The sequence below is a fragment of the Aureliella helgolandensis genome (genome assembly GCF_007752135.1).
GTDB classification, from domain to species: Bacteria; Planctomycetota; Planctomycetia; order Pirellulales; family Pirellulaceae; genus Aureliella; species Aureliella helgolandensis.
Genome location: NZ_CP036298.1, coordinates 5,677,865 through 5,693,242 on the forward strand (window position 1 = coordinate 5,677,865; position 15,378 = coordinate 5,693,242).

Annotated in this window: 11 protein-coding genes; 7 read left to right on the forward strand and 4 right to left on the reverse strand. The window is 53.3% G+C overall.

Going from position 1 to position 15,378, the window contains the following annotated elements:
• Positions 1-2: 2 nt before the first annotated feature.
• Both Q31a_RS19925 and Q31a_RS19930 read right to left on the reverse strand, forming a co-directional pair.
• Positions 3-2,387 carry an efflux RND transporter periplasmic adaptor subunit gene (locus tag Q31a_RS19925; protein ID WP_231690852.1) on the reverse strand — a complete coding sequence of 795 codons (2,385 nt, stop codon included), beginning with the start codon at positions 2,385-2,387 and terminating at the stop codon, positions 3-5.
• Between the two features lie 65 nt (positions 2,388-2,452).
• On the reverse strand, positions 2,453-3,313 hold the full coding sequence (locus Q31a_RS19930; protein ID WP_145081860.1) for an anti-sigma factor family protein: 861 nt from the start codon (positions 3,311-3,313) through the stop codon (positions 2,453-2,455).
• 274 nt (positions 3,314-3,587) lie between these two features.
• Here Q31a_RS19930 and Q31a_RS19935 point away from each other — a divergent pair, with 274 nt between their 5' ends.
• From Q31a_RS19935 to Q31a_RS19945, 3 genes are all read left to right on the forward strand, one after another.
• The gene (locus tag Q31a_RS19935) at positions 3,588-3,992 is read left to right on the forward strand and encodes a hypothetical protein (RefSeq protein WP_315851629.1); all 405 of its coding nucleotides are present in this window, start codon (positions 3,588-3,590) and stop codon (positions 3,990-3,992) included.
• A gap of 46 nt (positions 3,993-4,038) precedes the next feature.
• Positions 4,039-4,941, forward strand: coding sequence for a hypothetical protein (locus Q31a_RS19940; RefSeq protein ID WP_145081864.1), 903 nt, complete (start codon positions 4,039-4,041; stop codon positions 4,939-4,941).
• A gap of 103 nt (positions 4,942-5,044) precedes the next feature.
• Positions 5,045-5,770, forward strand: a complete 726-nt coding sequence (locus Q31a_RS19945; RefSeq protein ID WP_145081866.1) for a class I SAM-dependent methyltransferase — start codon at positions 5,045-5,047, stop codon at positions 5,768-5,770.
• Positions 5,771-6,078: 308 nt separating this feature from the next.
• Here the strand turns inward: Q31a_RS19945 and Q31a_RS19950 are convergent, their stop codons facing one another.
• On the reverse strand, positions 6,079-10,656 hold the full coding sequence (locus tag Q31a_RS19950) for a protein kinase domain-containing protein (protein WP_145081868.1): 4,578 nt from the start codon (positions 10,654-10,656) through the stop codon (positions 6,079-6,081).
• Between the two features lie 81 nt (positions 10,657-10,737).
• Positions 10,738-11,424 (reverse strand): RNA polymerase sigma factor, encoded by a 687-nt coding sequence (locus Q31a_RS19955; RefSeq protein WP_145081870.1) that lies wholly within the window; start codon positions 11,422-11,424, stop codon positions 10,738-10,740.
• 261 nt (positions 11,425-11,685) lie between these two features.
• On the opposite strand from Q31a_RS19955, the gene Q31a_RS19960 reads away from it, so the two are divergent.
• The 4 genes from Q31a_RS19960 (at position 11,686) to Q31a_RS19975 (ending at position 14,751) form a co-directional block, all read left to right on the forward strand.
• A complete protein-coding gene (locus Q31a_RS19960; RefSeq protein WP_145081872.1) occupies positions 11,686-12,459 on the forward strand; it encodes a DUF4852 domain-containing protein in 774 nt (257 codons plus the stop codon).
• 518 nt (positions 12,460-12,977) lie between these two features.
• Positions 12,978-13,997, forward strand: a complete 1,020-nt coding sequence (locus Q31a_RS19965; protein WP_145081874.1) for a DUF932 domain-containing protein — start codon at positions 12,978-12,980, stop codon at positions 13,995-13,997.
• A gap of 2 nt (positions 13,998-13,999) precedes the next feature.
• On the forward strand, positions 14,000-14,398 hold the full coding sequence (locus Q31a_RS19970; RefSeq protein ID WP_145081876.1) for a hypothetical protein: 399 nt from the start codon (positions 14,000-14,002) through the stop codon (positions 14,396-14,398).
• Positions 14,399-14,481: 83 nt separating this feature from the next.
• Positions 14,482-14,751 carry a hypothetical protein gene (locus tag Q31a_RS19975; RefSeq protein WP_145081877.1) on the forward strand — a complete coding sequence of 90 codons (270 nt, stop codon included), beginning with the start codon at positions 14,482-14,484 and terminating at the stop codon, positions 14,749-14,751.
• Positions 14,752-15,378 lie beyond the last annotated feature (627 nt).

A 15,378-nucleotide genomic window follows, 5' to 3' on the forward strand; every position in this document is an offset into this window, starting at 1 on the left:
CCCTAACCACGATTGTGTCCAGAGTGTTCATCGGCCGGCGGCTGTTTCTCACTCAGTGGCTCGACCTTGTCTGCACACTTCAGCATCGACGGTCCATAGTATGGATTGCGAACTGCGTCATCGATCTGAATCCAACTAGCGCCACGGCCATCAAAAGCCATCGGACAATGCAGCTCGAATAGTTGATCACTGTTCGGTAAACCGAAAGTGCGTTGTAGAGTCAGAAGTTCATCTGACATGAGAGCAAAAGCAGACCGAAGGGCGTCAATATCGGTTGCCTTCGACAGACGCGCTAAAATGGCGGATAGGCTTTTCATTTCGACGTTCCAGCGTTCCATCGTTTTTCCGCTCAGGGACTGTGCGTTGATGGAACTCACGGATTGTTGGAGAAGTGGCACGGCGGCTGAAGCTGAATTGGGGTCGTCCGCTGCAAGCGCGTCCGCGATTGTCAGGTAGGGGCGAACAAGTTGGCCTAGCTGATCACGAAACTCAGCCGGAACATCCAGGCTCTGTTCGGCCGGTTGATGCCCGCCGTGAGACAGACCGAACATCTGTTGAAGTCGTTCGGTGTGGCGCTTCGTAACTAAGAAAATTCTATCCGCGTTTTGCAGAGTGTTAATTCCCTTGCCTTCTACAGCATCATTTCTCAGCAGCATAGCGAACTCATCGAGCTGTCCCCGCATATCGCCCGATAGCTGTTCGGTCTTCAGTAGTGACACAGCGGTGCCTAGCTGTAAGTATGCATTGCGAATCGCATCCAGTTCAGCCTCTTCAATGGCGTCGCCGATGGAACTCACAGATCCGAGCACTTGGTGTAACTGCTTCTCCAACTCTGGCGGAAGTGACATGCGCGCGTTTTCGGCCATCTTCATGGGCTCACCGTCAGCGGTCGGTTTCGATTCGCCACCATGATTGTGACCACCGCCACCGCCGCCACCTTCGGGAGTCATCATGGAAGGTTTGGCTGAAATTTGTAGCGCGCTATCTAGCTTGAAGTTGCCATTGGTGACAACCAATTCGCCTTCTTTCAGTCCTGATTTAACGAGGTAATAGTCACCGGCACGCGGGCCCAGCACGATTTCGCGTCCTTCGTAGGTTGGTTCTTCTGCATTAGGAATCTGTACATAGACAATGGCCCGCGTTCCTGTGAGCAACGCTGCCGATACCGGGATCACCAGTGGCTTAGCCGTGTCGCTTGGTTCCGCCGTTACATAACCCAGCGTCTCGGCTCGAACCAGCGGCATCCCGCAGATGTCACAATTCCCTGGTTCGTCTTTGACGATCTCCGGGTGCATAGGGCTAATCCACTTTCCAGCCAGCGACGCATCGAGAACCCGACCGCCCGCGGCGATCTGGGAGCGAACGATCGCGCGCACGAACATTTCCGGTTTCAAGCGTCCGTCTGTGTTAGCGACGTTGACGCGTACTTTGACCGTCCGCGTGGCTTCATTCAGTATTGGATCAATGAATGCGATTCGCCCGTGGAAGACTTCACCGGGATAGGCTTCGGTCGAAAATTCGACGTCTTGTCCGTATCGCAGCCAAGCCAGGTCAGATTCGTAGGCATCCATCTGAACCCATAACTGTGTTAGGTCAGCCACGGTGTAGATACGATCGCCGGTGCGAACTCGATCACCTTCTTGTCTCAGCTTCTGGATGACAATCCCGCCGACCGGAGCGTAAATCGTGATGTGATCATTGGGTTTGCCGCGTTGCTCAATTTCCTGAATCTGCTTTTCAGTAATGCCCAGCAGTCGCAATTTTTCACGAGCGGATCCTGCCAAATCGATTGGCTCAATGAACCGCGACGACGGCCGCTGTGCGGCAGATTGTGTTGCAGAAATCAATTCTTCCTGCGCGGTATATAGTTCCTCGCTGTAGATGGAAACCATGTGGTCGCCTTGGTTGACTTCCACACCCGTGAAGTCGACGAACAGACGATCCAACCGCCCCGAGACCCAAGCGGTGATGTGCGCCAAGCGAGTTTCGTCATAATCGACTTTGCCAACCATTCGCACATTGGCTGTAACATAACGGTGCGTCACAGGAACGGTTTGCACATTCATGAGCTTCATCACGTTGGGGCTGATCGAAATAGTTCGAACGCCGCTAGCGGATTTCTTAACCGCTACCAAATCCATACCGCATATCGGACACTTGCCTGGACCATCGCGTCGAATCTGTGGATGCATCGAACAGGTCCAAATTTCAGCCGCCTTCTCGGGTGCGTTGTGCGCAGCGTGACCATCTTCGCCATTTGCGACTGATGGAGGCGAGTCGCCACGCAATGAAAAACCGACGAGCAGACCAAGAAGTAGAAGCCCAACCGCCTGCGCGATCCAGAGCTTGCCACGATGTTGCTGAAAAAACGCGTTGATTCGGTTCATGCTCTTGCTTTTCGGGTTGTTTGCACGGCTCGGGCCATTGTCGGTCGATGTGTCGCTCGGTCTCATTAACCCTCTTCCGTCTTGCTATCTAGCCAACTCGCGAGCTTGCTTACTTCCGCCTTGTCACGAACACCAACAGCGGTCATGGAACGAGAGCCTCGCTTCCAAGTTGCAGCGATGCTCGAATCAAGGTCCACCAGGCAACACTCGGTGTCTCCGCACATTGCCATATTTGTCGGACGCTTGCCGAACCACTCCGTTTTCTCGTCGTCATGTTCAAACAAAACGAGAGTTGAACCATCTTGCCGTTTGCAGACTGTTTTGACACAGGTGCAGCAAGGCATTTTCAAAACGCTGGTCGATGCAAGCGAATAACCCTCTGGCAGCCCCTGGGCAACCGCAGGACGGTAGCCGACAAGACGCACAGCTCCCTCGGTATCGACGGTTTCACCGTTGTATTTGTCCAATAGAAGCTGTTCCGCCCTTTCGGGATCGTCATCGAGTGTCCTCAAATAATGGTCCATCGTGGCCACGAATTCGGCGCTGTGCTCGTGGTCTACGTGCGAGTGCCCCGAGAAACGTGTCAACCAGAGACCAGAGCCAAGCAGGAGCAGAACCGAAGCAGCCAGTGCCAATTGGCGAATCGACACTCCTGACCATGTTGGGATAGTCGGCTTAGTCGGGCTCTCCGTGGACTCAATCGATGCGTTGTCGGAGAACCTCGCCTCGATGCCAGTCCAAATCTCTGGCGGCACCGTCGGCAAAGGTGACTCTTTCACGATACGGGAAAGCGATTCAAATCCCGCAAACTCGGATGCACATTGCTCACACGCTGCCAGATGTTGAGCGACGGAATCTCGCGCCGTGCCTGACAGTTCGCCATCGTAATAGGCTGAGAGCCGGTCTAGAACATCAGAGCATTTCATGACAACACATCCATCTAGGAGTCAATATTCGCACGAGAAACGTACATTATGACGTTTGCTCGCAACCCCACAAAGGCGACTTTTCGTAAGCATAGTCTTTGATGCACCAAGAAGCTGTTTCTTCGCGAATTCCCTGCGAATTCGCAGAACTGTAGAAAAAGCAGACCATTTTTCAGAGAAACTCAGAAATCTCGTGAAGAATTGTCGCGTTGGATCATCAAAAGGCTCCGTTGGCAATTCACCAGTTCGTTTACATTGAATCTGCGAGCGCTCAATGAAAATGAAGACACCCCTATTCCTATCCCTCGTGCTGGGATCGGGCATGTTTCTCGTTTTTACGGGATGCAATCCCACGAAATCCGACTCTTCCACGGTTGCCCCGCCAATTTCCGAAGCCGAGTCGTCGAGCCACGATCATATGGACGCCGACCACGACAGCGACAGTGCAGGCAAGTCGGATATGGAAAAGATGGCCGAGACGATGGCGAACTTCCCAGAAGAAGATCGTCAGTCAGCCATGAAGCAGCACTTCTGTCCGGTCAGCGGCGAAATACTCGGCACGATGGGGGAACCTGAAAAAGTCGAAGTGGACGGTCAAAGCGTCTGGATATGCTGCGATGGATGCAAAGATAAATTGCTCGCTGACGCTGAAAAGTACCTTGCCAAGCTGAACAAGTAGGCGAGACAGCGGTCGAGCTAAGACCATTTTCAATGAAAGCCACACCATGAATCTATCTCTCAACGTATCCCTACTGACGATCGCCCTCATAACGAGCAGCCCGATTCTTGCTACCGCGCAGAACACCGCCCTAAACTCACACGCCGGACATGCGCATTCCAATCACGATCACGATTCGATGAATATAGAGACGGGACCGCATGGCGGCCTACTCCAGCTGATTGGCGAACATCGAGTTGAAACGGTCCTCGTCGAAAAGGGCATTATGTTTATGCTGCTTGAGAAGAAGGGCAATGCTGTTGCTGCTCCTGATGCTTGTGGTACAGTAAAATTGCGAGTGGGTGATGACGCTAAGGAGTACGCCTACCAGCTCCACAGACTTAAGAATCAAGCAATCGGCGTTGGTGTCGACCTGTCTAAAGTCAAGAAGTATGACCTGCACATGGAAGTTCAGTTGACCAATGTGGATGCTGAACCACTCAGCTTTCAAGTCACTGGTCGTTTAGCCGACGACCAACTCTCTGACGCAGTACTTATCAGCCTACAAGCCACCTGCCCGGTAAATGGAAAACTGTTAGGCAGTATGGGCGCTCCTCCCAAAATCATGGTCGGTGGGAAGGCTTTGTTCGTTTGCTGCGCAGGTTGCAGCAGCAAGGTTCGGAGCTCGCCCGACCAATACTTCACCAAGGTCTACTCAGCCAAAGGCGAGCAAGTTCGACCGGGTGTTTTCACCGCCACTCTTGCTGATGCGGCGGCAATCGGCGCGCAGAAGATATGCCTTGTCCTGGATGAACCTCTTGGCGGCATAGGCGTTCCAATGAAGGTAGACGTGAACGGAAAGGCAGTTTACATCTGTTGCGCAGCGTGCTCGAAAAAGCTAGCGGCCTTCCCAGACGAGTATCTCGCGAAGCTCACGCAAATGGGCGTGACTCCACCGGCATCCCATTAGCTTATCGCTACAAGTAGCCGTCGGTTCTTTTTGTAGCTGTTGTATTCTCAACAGAACCTTTTCGAAATTCTCAAATGCCATCTAGGCATTCAAAGAGGTAGGTATGAATGATCTAATCGAGGTAGTGAGTGATTTCACACCAAAAACAGCCTGGGAAAAGCATGTTACGGCGACGCGCTGGGGGAAATATATTACTGACGTTGAGCAGCGTCTCATCTTGCAGGGCCAGGAATTGGCAGGTCCACCTGTCACCGCGCTGGAAATAGGTATCGGGGGTGGGCGTTGGGGAAAGATGCTATCTGATCTCGGTTGGCAAATCACAGGTACTGACATCGACAGGGCGTCGCTCGATATTTGCCTAGAAAGAATTCCTCATGCCGAATGCATCTGCGTTGAGCCAGGTTCCGAAGAATTCCCCAGCCCATCGGAATCAGTCCGTCTGTTGCTCGGCATCGAGGTCAGTGAAATGTTGGAATGCGATTGGTTTATTCAAGAAGCCCAACGAGTATTAGAGCCCGGTGGAGTTTTCGTCGGCGTATTTCAAAACAGAAGTTCCTTACGAGGCCTGCTCAAGAACTGGTTTCCAACTAAGGGTGATCCTAACGCGTCTACGCACTACAAGGTAGCCTACTCGCCGTGGCGAAAACAAATGACTAAGCACGGCTTCAATATGATTGAGGAAGAGGGACTCTGCTGGCTACCGTTTTTTTCACGTGGAAGCGATTCTCGCATGATCCCCGCCGCTGTAGCCGTCGAACAGTGGTCGGGCTTAAGACGAATGGCAAGCCTAAGTCCATGGATTGTCTTCATTGCGCAAAAGGTTGGCTGAATTAACGCAAGTTACGCAGTTCGTTGCCTATTGGAACTTGGAATGGAAATTGCTCTTACGACGATCGTCGTACGGAACAAAGTTAACACCGGAGGTCGTTGAACGTTTACGGCAATGCGAGAATGCCGCTAAGACTCTAGGTCGAGCTGTAAAGCGGACAAAATCTTTGCGTGAATGATAGGCCAACCCAAGCTTATGGCGAACTTTCGTGTCCGGTGGTCGCAACACTTTCAGCTTATTCGGCGCATTAACATGTGTGTTCAACAAAAGCCATGTTTTGCAAATGACTTTGCACAAGACTTCACGCTTTAGGGCGATGAACTCACCGAGATAGCTGGATGGGACTGGGAAAAGCTCGCTATTTCCGCAGGCAGAATTTTGCTTTGCTGCACATCGAGTGTAGTCAAGTTTGATAACTCGGCTAAGTCATTCAGGAGAAAACGATCAACATTGGTGTTGGCGAGGTTGAGCGTCTGCAAGTTGCTCGCAGACACTAGCGTTGTGGCGATGCTGGAGTCAAAGGGCGAGTTGGAGAGATCGAGGTGGAGGAGGGAATCGACGTGCTGCAAAGTACCTAGCGTCTTGAGCTGCATGGATTGAAGACTCAGTGCAGTTAATTGATCCAGCTTGGGCAGGAACTCTAGCGATGCCAGGCGAGTTTTGCTTAAGTCGAGTGACTGGAGATTCTCAAAGTGAACCAACTGAGCTAGAGACTCGTTGGTGAGCATGCAGCCAGTGAGATCGATGTTGACGATTCGAGAGGGTGACAATGCTGCTAGGTTGTCTGCAATGTCGCGATTGGACAACCAAGCGTCGTTGCCTTGAACTTGAACGGCGCCACCGATGTCAAGTATCCAGTTTAGAGCGGCTTGAGGCGCAGTGGCCTGTTGTCGCTTTTCGAATTCAGATCGTGTCACGGTTACTTCGGCGCCGCCTGGGTAGCGGAGGGTGTAGCCAAGGTAGTTATCAACGTCCGAATTGGGATTAAGAAGACTGCCATCGGCGGTTAGCTCTACTGTCGAACCGTTGTCGAGTGACATGCCGAGGTAGTCTACTGTTCCCGTGCTCAAGTCGACTTGCACGAACGCGTCGTATGGATTGCCGGTGAAGAATACCGCTTTGGTTCCCTCAGTGTTCTTTCGGAAATCGGAGGCTGCGATCGGCGGAGCGGGACTCGCCGACTGCAAAGTCCCATCTTTCCAAACTTCGAATGTTTGTCTCTGCGCGTTGGACTTGACTAAAAGCACCTTACCGAGCTCCTTCATGTTAACTGCGGCCTGCGCGTTTTGAAGTGTGAAACCAAGGTCGCGAACTTGGATCTCGCCATCGGGCTCGACGGGCATGTTCAACGCAACGCCGCCTACTCGAATTGAGCTTTCATCAAACCACTCGGGCGAATGCCAAGCAGGGAAATAGTCTTGACCAGTGGCGATCTCTTTCACTTCCCGCGATGCTACGTGCAAGAAACGCAGGTTCGTTCCGTTCTCGGCGTCCACAGTACCCGGCACAACCGCTAGCCACTGGCTTTCCGGGCTCCATTGGAGATGCGGCGTTTGGTCGTCCGTAAGCTCGACGGTGACGAAGGGCAAGCTACCACGGCTGGCGGTCTCCCACACGAACACCCGCTGAGTGGCGTCCTCCAATAAAAGGGTTGCTGCCAAGTACTTGTCGTCCGGGCTCCAGAACAGGTAGCCTGAACTCGTGTTGAATCCAGTGTTGGCGATGGATTCAGGCAATTGCAATTCGATAACACTTTCACCCGAGTTGTCCATTAGACGCACGACTCCAGTATCGGTGGCTTTGCCAAAATAGGCAGTCCAATCGCCAGCGTTGCTGCATTCCCATTGCCCGAGTTCGAAGTTTTCGTCGAAGGCATGGACGCCTAGCTCGCTGCCCTTGCGATCGAGTAGCGTAAACTCGCGACCAGAACGACAGAGAAGCTTGCCGCCACGGGATTGGATCTTGCCTGTCACGAATCTCGGTATGGAAACCGTCGACTGCGGCTTGCCATCAATCGTCCATGTTCGCAATTCACTGCTGTCTGGATAACTGAAGACCGCCGCTAGTTCGCCGGTTTCCTCGATCCAACTCAACTCTTGGGGTTGTAGGGCATTTCTAAACTGAGCGCTCGGTAGGCTCTGTCCTGTGGGTGTAAAGGATTGCAGGCGCCCGCATTGGAGGCCATATGTATCACCACTAGCAACGAAATCAATGCGCTGACTTCCTTCCGCATCATCATCGCTCCAAGCCGGAACCCAGACGGAAGTGATTCTTGGCGAGCCGTGCTCTCGTTCTTCACCTAGCAAGTCCAGTTCACGTTGTAGATTGCCGTAGTGATCCACGACCTTACCACTCCCCAATACTAGCGCGCGACCATTAGGCGACCACGCAAATTCGCTCGCGGGCTGCTGAACAGAGTTAAATTGATCTTCATTGATGGTGCTTTTTAGAAGTCCATCTCTGCTCCAGATCTCTAGCGCCACACCATCAGCCCACTGGCGCGTTCTCAACGCTCCTAGAAAACTACCATTGGGCGACCAACGAACGGCACGGAGCGACTCGTCCTCCCGCTCAGATGGAAGCAATCGCAAAGTGTCGGACTCAGTGTTCCATATGCGAACGCGCCCGTCCGTGCATCCAAAGGCAACTTGTCCACTGTCGGGATCGCAAGCAACAGCACGCTGTACCGGCATGCGTGGGTTCGAAGGATCTTGCTCGGGACCAGCGGCAGCTTCAAACTCGATTGACGCCTGCACGTTCCCCGCAACATCAACCACATTTGCCTTGTGATTGTCCCAAACAACAAGCTGATCGCCTGCGGTTGTCCAGCTGATGGCTCCGTGGCTTGAGGAGCCGTCAATGAGATCACTTGCATCCCACTGGGCCACTATACGGTTTCTGGCATCGCGAATTTCTACATAGCCGCCATTCTCCGACAACAAAGCAACACGCTGGCAACCAGCCGTCAACGCGACACCACACCAACGACTATCTTGAGGCGACGCAATGGTATGGGTTACGACTCCACTACTTAGCTCCATGATTTTGCAGTCGTATTGCGAGATGACCGCGTAGTACTTGCCGGCCGGATCGATGGCAATCCGGTTTTCTGTTAAGCCATGCGCATGTTGTGTCAACGGTGGCAGCCACGGGCGAATTTGCCAGTTCCACAGTTTTGAATGTTCCGCCGGCGACGGGAGAAGGCCCGAAAAATGACCGGTTGAACGCAAGAGAGACCAGTCGACAGTATTCTGCGAAGGCAATCGTTGGACCGTGCCATCGCGATTCTGGGTCAAAGCGATTGTCGCAGCTTTAGCTGCGTCTGCTGCCGCTCGAGCCGGTTCCACTAAAGGCCTATCCGCCAAAGTCGCATCTCGTCGTGTCACTCGGATCGACGCTGGCGTTCCCCCGTTGATCACGATCTCTTTCTCGGAGAGTGTAAATTCCGAGGCATCGACGCCTTCAATGAGAATGGTCCAGCGACCTTCGCTCAGTCGGAGCTTGTTGCCAACTTCGCGAGTTAAGCTTAGATCCTCGCGCTGGCCATCTTTGACGGCCACGACTTGGATTTTGGCGTTGGGATCATCGCAGTCCACAATCAGCTCACCACCACCGGGCAGATTCAACTTCAGCATGACTCCCGCCGCGATCAACAGCGGAATCAGGATTGCCGCAGCTACGCCGATTAAGACGCGAGGCGGAAACTTGCTGCGTTCGGCTTTGGTTTCACTGGGACTGACAGCGTGCTTGGTAGGCTGCTTCTGTGGTGGAGCATAGCCGGGCAGGATTGCTCTTACTTCTTCGGGGCTAGCCCACTGAGAAATTGCCTCAGCCAGTTCGCCAGCCGATTGAAGGCGCTCGTCAGGTGACTTGGCCAAGCACTTTGCAATGATATCCGCTAGTGGCTTGGGTACATCAGGCAGACGCTTGCGCAAGTTGGGTAGGGGCTCATGTAGAATGCGCGAGGCCTTGGCGATGAAGCTCTCGCCTGGTTGACTTCGATACACAGGACTGCCGACCAACAGTGAAAACAGAGTGACGCCCAGAGCATAAACGTCGGCACGAGCGTCGACATCGCGACTACTACGAAGCTGCTCCGGGGACATATAGTCCGGAGTTCCCAGAATCTGTCCACCCCGCGTGAGGTCCGTTGCTTCATGCTCGGACGCATCGTCCTGTGCTCCCAAGCGCGCTAGGCCCAAGTCGAGTACGCGCACGACGCCTTCATCGTCTAGCATCAAATTGCCTGGCTTAATATCGCGGTGCGTAATCTTTTGATTGTGAGCATACTGAAGGCCCAAGGCGGCTTGCCGCACTAGCTCACAAGCTGCCCCGACCGAAATCGTCTTACCCTCTGACCTTAACCGCTTCTGTACTTCCGCAAGTGATTCACCCTCGACATAGTCCATGACCAGGTAAGGCACATCGCCTTGGAAGTCCGCATCATGGGCTGCGATTATGTTGGGGTGCTTGAGCGCTCCGATGGCCTGCACTTCGCGTCGAAAACGAGCTCGAATTTCTGGCGTCAGTCCCGAGTGGCTGTGGATGACTTTCAGAGCCTGGATCTTGCCTAGTTGCCGATGTTTGGCCCGATAAACCGTTCCCATACCGCCACGGCCAACCTCGTCCAGCAGTTCATAGGCACCAAGCTCGGGAAGCGGCTCTTGGATCGCGGCTAGCTTACGAATCGTCTCCAGGTTGGTGAGTTTCTCAATCAGTTGGTTCGCCTTGGAGTCAAGTTCGCACTTAATTGTGTTGTGCACCGCGTCTCGGACAACCTGGTCAATTTCCACCAGGGTCGGATCCGCTTCGGCTTTCTCCGTATCGAGGTCGTGCTGGGTCAACCGACTTTTTTGATCGATGGGTAATGGGTTGTTTGGATCCATGGTATTCTGCAGGGGGGGAGTCGCTGAGGCCAGAATGGATGGCGATGACAGTACAAACTCGCAGGCGTTACGCGAGTCCGCCTAACTTTCGAGAGTTTCTTCAACTGCCTGGGATTCTGGGACTGCCAGGAGCCCTTGCGGCGTTTCCGCGTCTAGCACGCCCTCCAACTCGTTCCTCAAGCGTTTGCGAACGCGATGGGCCGCTTGCCGCACGGCATTGGCGTTCATGTTCAGTCGCTTGGCCACCGTTGGCCCGTCGATCTCTTGCACACTGAATAGCTCAAATGCTTGCCAAACGTTGGGATCAAAATCCGGTCGAATGGATTCCAGGATGTTGTTGACCAGCTGATTTCGAAAAGCGGTTGCGGATGCTTCAGCATCTTCGTCAGAATGGATTTCTCCCAAAATACGCTGATAGTCCTCACCGCCGGGTGATCCTGGTTTGGCCAAGTAGCGTTCGCAGTGCGTAGCGATTTCGCGGCGAACGATCGTAAATGCCCAGTGCCGAAGCCGCATGGCCTTGCCATCACGTTCAAACTGGGCAATGTAGCGATACATCTTAACCAAGACAGCTTGCACGACTTCTTCGCAATCTTCGTGCTTCAGATTTCTACCTTTGCAAAATTGGTAGATCGTCCTTCCCCAAATCTGAGCCAATTGGCTCCAAGCGCGGTCGCTTCCCCGGCGCAGCGCCGACACCAAACTGAGCGGCGTATCGTCGCCCGCCGATTGATATTCGGAAAAGTCGCGTGTCTCAGAACTATTCATGCGAAAGTTAGGCCTCAAAACATGCCGTGAAGTGCCGCCAAGAACGCTCAATTGTACTCAAAAGTCGGCTCCCAAACGCCCTTCAAGCGGGGCTGACATCTCAAAGTTTTCTTCGCCAAGTTTTCGATTTGCGGTTTTGTATGCGTAACACACCTGGGTTTGAGACTACAGAAAACTGAGCAACAGGCAGCGTGCCTACCGTTCATCCAAGTTGCGTCTCACGTTGAGTCGCAGCAGTCTCTGCGTACATGAGGTAATGCTATGCAACGTTTCACACACTTCGTCCTGGGAGCCTCGTGCATGATTGCCGGGATCCTTTCTCAGAGCTCCCAAGCCACCGCACATGATTTTACTTGGGACAATCTGGCCTTGGCCAGCATCAAGCTCGACAAGAACTATGACGTGGATGCCAACGTCGAGTGGTACATGGAAAACTATCGAGAGGCCACTTGGAATCTAGCTCGCAACGACGAGTTCTTAATGCACGAGAAGAAGGAGGAAACACGCAAAATCTTCCAGAATCGAATTGACCAGTTCGATGTCGAGCAAACGTTCACTCTGCGCGCAAATATGGAAATCGGTGACTACGACTTCTCCAACCAGGAGTTCCCAAGAGACCATAATGGACCGGATTCCTATTGGTACAAATCTTCGTCGAAGTACTCAGAATCGATTCCTTCGACCCTCAAGTTGTTCATGAAGAACTATGACTTTCTACACGGCGTACCCATGGAGCCTGCCGCGGCGCGAGCGTTCATTCAGTCCAGAAAGAATCGCACTGGCTACGTTGACCGTAGCGTCTACGCCATTGTTGAATTCCGAGTTGTCAAGCTGAAGGAGGAAGGTGAACTGTTGGCAGAGGCTCTGAAAGTCACTTACTACCGCGACTCGGCGAGACGTCAGCCGCTCGGGCCGACGCTGGTATGGGAGCCTAAGTCAGCTACTTCGAACGACCAGGCCGCGCCATCCGCGAGTGAAACAGCCGATCGCGACGTGGAGGGAAACGCAGACCTAAGCGTTGTGGGTAGTAGGTAGTCACTCGGCCAGTGCGATTGAGCCCCTCGGGAATCGAGCAACAAAGCCTTAGCATTTTGGGTAGGTTGGCACGATTCTGAGGCGGCGGAAGGCAAGTGCGCACCGCAGCGGCTTCATCGCCTTTCACCGTGCGGGGCCAAGGGCGCAAGCGCCTCAGCGGGCGAGCCCCGACGGATGAAAGACGACGAAGCCTTAGCGAATTGAACAGGCGCAGATATTCGATTGTGCCAAAGGTGACATATTCCTAATAGCGTGCTATGGAATCAGTAAATCGCTGTTTCTCAGTGCCCTAGCTCGAGTAGATGAATTCAGGCCTTTTAACTCAGGACAGCTTCCTGACCTAAGAGGCCGGTGGTCTTGAAAGTGTTTTCAATACAGTGTCGACCTGTGGAGCAATTCAGTGGACGCTCTTGATTCTTGTCGCCTGGCCGGGTGGTGGACTGACTCTTCGGAGACAGCCCATAGCCCGACCAAGGTGGCGGGCAGATCGATTGGTGCCTCACGCAGGAGAAACTGCCATGGCGACACTTACTAGAGCTCATAACGAGCTATTTCGACGTTCCCCTGATGAATGCTTTTCATCGTTCGACGCGTTGTACGCAAAATGTGCGGACGATCATATCGCCTCGGACGACCTTTGGTGTCGACCACAGGAAGTTGTCATTACGCACGACTTGACTGTTTGTGTCGATGGCTCGGACGAATTCCGGTTAACCGACTGGTCGTTTTCACAACTCTGCCGCATGGCGAGTGTGAGTCGCGATACGATCAATCGACTTTCACGGAAGACGGCCAGCAAAGCTTTTGAAGAAACCTTGCCGAATGCGGACAAGCCTCTTCAACTGCTGACCACGGGCGAGGACGTTCGGTCGATTCACGGAGCTGCTTACACGCGGTTGTGGAATATCGAATTGCTGGATCTCGTAAAAGAGTTTGCTTCGGACTTCTCGCCTCCACAAGTTGCGATGAACAGCCAAAGTACTGGGCTTTACTGCGGTGAGCAGGATATGTTCGCGTTCCTGATTGACCCAACCGGTTGGGCAGAGATCGAAGGCGAAGCGTTCGCCCCAGGTTTCTTCCTATGGAATTCAGAAGTTGGACGCCGCACATTGGGCATCCAAACCTTCTGGTTTCAGCGAGTCTGTCAGAACCACATTGTGTGGGACGCTGTCGAAGTGGCTGAGTTCACTCGCAAGCATACCGCCAATGTGCGCGATGGACTGGATGACATTCGACGCATCATCGACAACCTAGTCGCCAAACGCGATGCGCGCCGCGATGGATTCGTCGATTGCATGAAGAAAGCCATGCACGAACGGTTGGGCAGTGATGCCGACGAAGTGATCAAGCTTCTGACGCAGCACGGTATTCCGCGGGCCATCGTCAAAGACGCTATGGAACTCGCTCGCGAGCAGGGCGGCTTTACGATCTTCTCAGTCGTCGACGCGCTCACCAAACTTTCTCAGTCGGTGCAGTTGGCTGGCGATCGAGCGGCGCTCGACACGAAAATTGGCAGCCTACTTGCCCTGGCGGTGTGATAATGGATCCACAAGCAACCTGGGACTCGCTAATTCAAGCTTGGAGCAAGCGGCACTGGGATGAAGTTTCCGAGTTGAGCGAATCGCTGCTGGCTTGGCTGGCCAAAGGTGGCTTTCCACCTGAGACCAACTACCCCAAAGAACTCGGCGCTGACTGGGACGCGGCCGTCGCCTTGGCCGCTTGCGGCTTTGCATTATGCCGTAGCCGTCAAGTGCTAGAAAACGAGCACGGTATTCCTGCCGATGTTCCCTTCAGCTTGGTTTGTGCCAAATGCCTGTATGAAGGCCCCAAGTCTTTCGACAAAGCCACGCAAAAGGGCTGGTCTCGCATCGAGTACTACCCAGCCGGCAAAGGCGAAAACTTTCTTGGGATCTGCTCTGTCTGCCGCGCAAGCGAATGACATCTTGCTGATTTCTGTTCTTCTCGTTGGTTGTCTTATGTGAGATAGCCAGATTCTATCTGTTACCTGAAGGAGGTGCCTCTATGGCTACCAAACAAGTTGTTCGTCCTGTTCACGAAGTTCGACTAGGCCGCATCAAAGCAGCCATTTGGGAGAATGAAACGCAAAATGGCTCGCGTCACAACGTCACCATTTCGCGGCTGTATCGCGACGGTGAGAAGTGGAAGGATTCGGCTTCGTTCGGTCGTGATGACTTGCCACTCGTGGCCAAAGTCGTCGACCAAGCTCATTCTTGGATCTTCGAAAACTCAGGCGGCAACGCCAGTTTCGATCCCGAAAAGATGAGCGACTAAGTTATGGAGCTCACGGGCGCTCCAACGACTTTTCTTTAGCCCGCCAATATCGAAGGATTCAATCATGAATCTGTACCCGAGTAGGTTTTTGGAAGGTTTACCATAACCACCGATCGCCTCTCACATTCTCGCCTGTTCTCTACAGCTTACCGACCTGAGTAGTCCTATTTCGCATTCTTGCTCGATTGAAACCATCGAGGAAGCGATGCGTGGCAATTGGTTTTAAATTGGCAACAAGCTTAGACACCCAAGGATCTCTCGAGCCCCAACGTCCTCATTCAGACGGCATTGGTGGCCCGCGCGATCGGCGGGGAATAGTGGGCTTTTGGCATTCCTGGCAGTGTGAGCCGTTCCCCCCACTGTAATAATAATGAACGTGGTTGAAACTGCTTGGCCAGTTGCGTGCAGGTTTCATCGACCCTCACAGGTTGTTTGTACACGCATCGCTTCCGGTCAGATCGATCACCAATGCTTCCAGCAGTATATGAACGAGCCGCAAGTTCTATGGGTCTACCATTTCGCATTCAGTTGGATTCTCTCGATAGCTGTAGCCGGTGCCTTGCTTGGGCAATTAGTCCTATTTCGCGAACTACTGACTCGGGTTGAGGGCTAGTTTCCCACGGTCGC

Excerpts from the sequence above, each read along its gene's own strand:
- Q31a_RS19940 (WP_145081864.1), top strand. The coding sequence starts at position 4,039 with ATGAATCTATCTCTCAACGTATCCCTACTGACGATCGCCCTCATAACG.
- Q31a_RS19935 (WP_315851629.1), top strand. The coding sequence starts at position 3,588 with ATGAAAATGAAGACACCCCTATTCCTATCCCTCGTGCTGGGATCGGGC.
- Q31a_RS19975 (WP_145081877.1), top strand. The coding sequence starts at position 14,482 with ATGGCTACCAAACAAGTTGTTCGTCCTGTTCACGAAGTTCGACTAGGC.
- Q31a_RS19950 (WP_145081868.1), bottom strand. The coding sequence starts at position 10,656 with ATGGATCCAAACAACCCATTACCCATCGATCAAAAAAGTCGGTTGACC.
- Q31a_RS19945 (WP_145081866.1), top strand. The coding sequence starts at position 5,045 with ATGAATGATCTAATCGAGGTAGTGAGTGATTTCACACCAAAAACAGCC.
- Q31a_RS19965 (WP_145081874.1), top strand. The coding sequence starts at position 12,978 with ATGGCGACACTTACTAGAGCTCATAACGAGCTATTTCGACGTTCCCCT.
- Q31a_RS19955 (WP_145081870.1), bottom strand. The coding sequence starts at position 11,424 with ATGAATAGTTCTGAGACACGCGACTTTTCCGAATATCAATCGGCGGGC.
- Q31a_RS19930 (WP_145081860.1), bottom strand. The coding sequence starts at position 3,313 with ATGAAATGCTCTGATGTTCTAGACCGGCTCTCAGCCTATTACGATGGC.
- Q31a_RS19970 (WP_145081876.1), top strand. The coding sequence starts at position 14,000 with ATGGATCCACAAGCAACCTGGGACTCGCTAATTCAAGCTTGGAGCAAG.
- Q31a_RS19925 (WP_231690852.1), bottom strand. The coding sequence starts at position 2,387 with ATGAACCGAATCAACGCGTTTTTTCAGCAACATCGTGGCAAGCTCTGG.
- Q31a_RS19960 (WP_145081872.1), top strand. The coding sequence starts at position 11,686 with ATGCAACGTTTCACACACTTCGTCCTGGGAGCCTCGTGCATGATTGCC.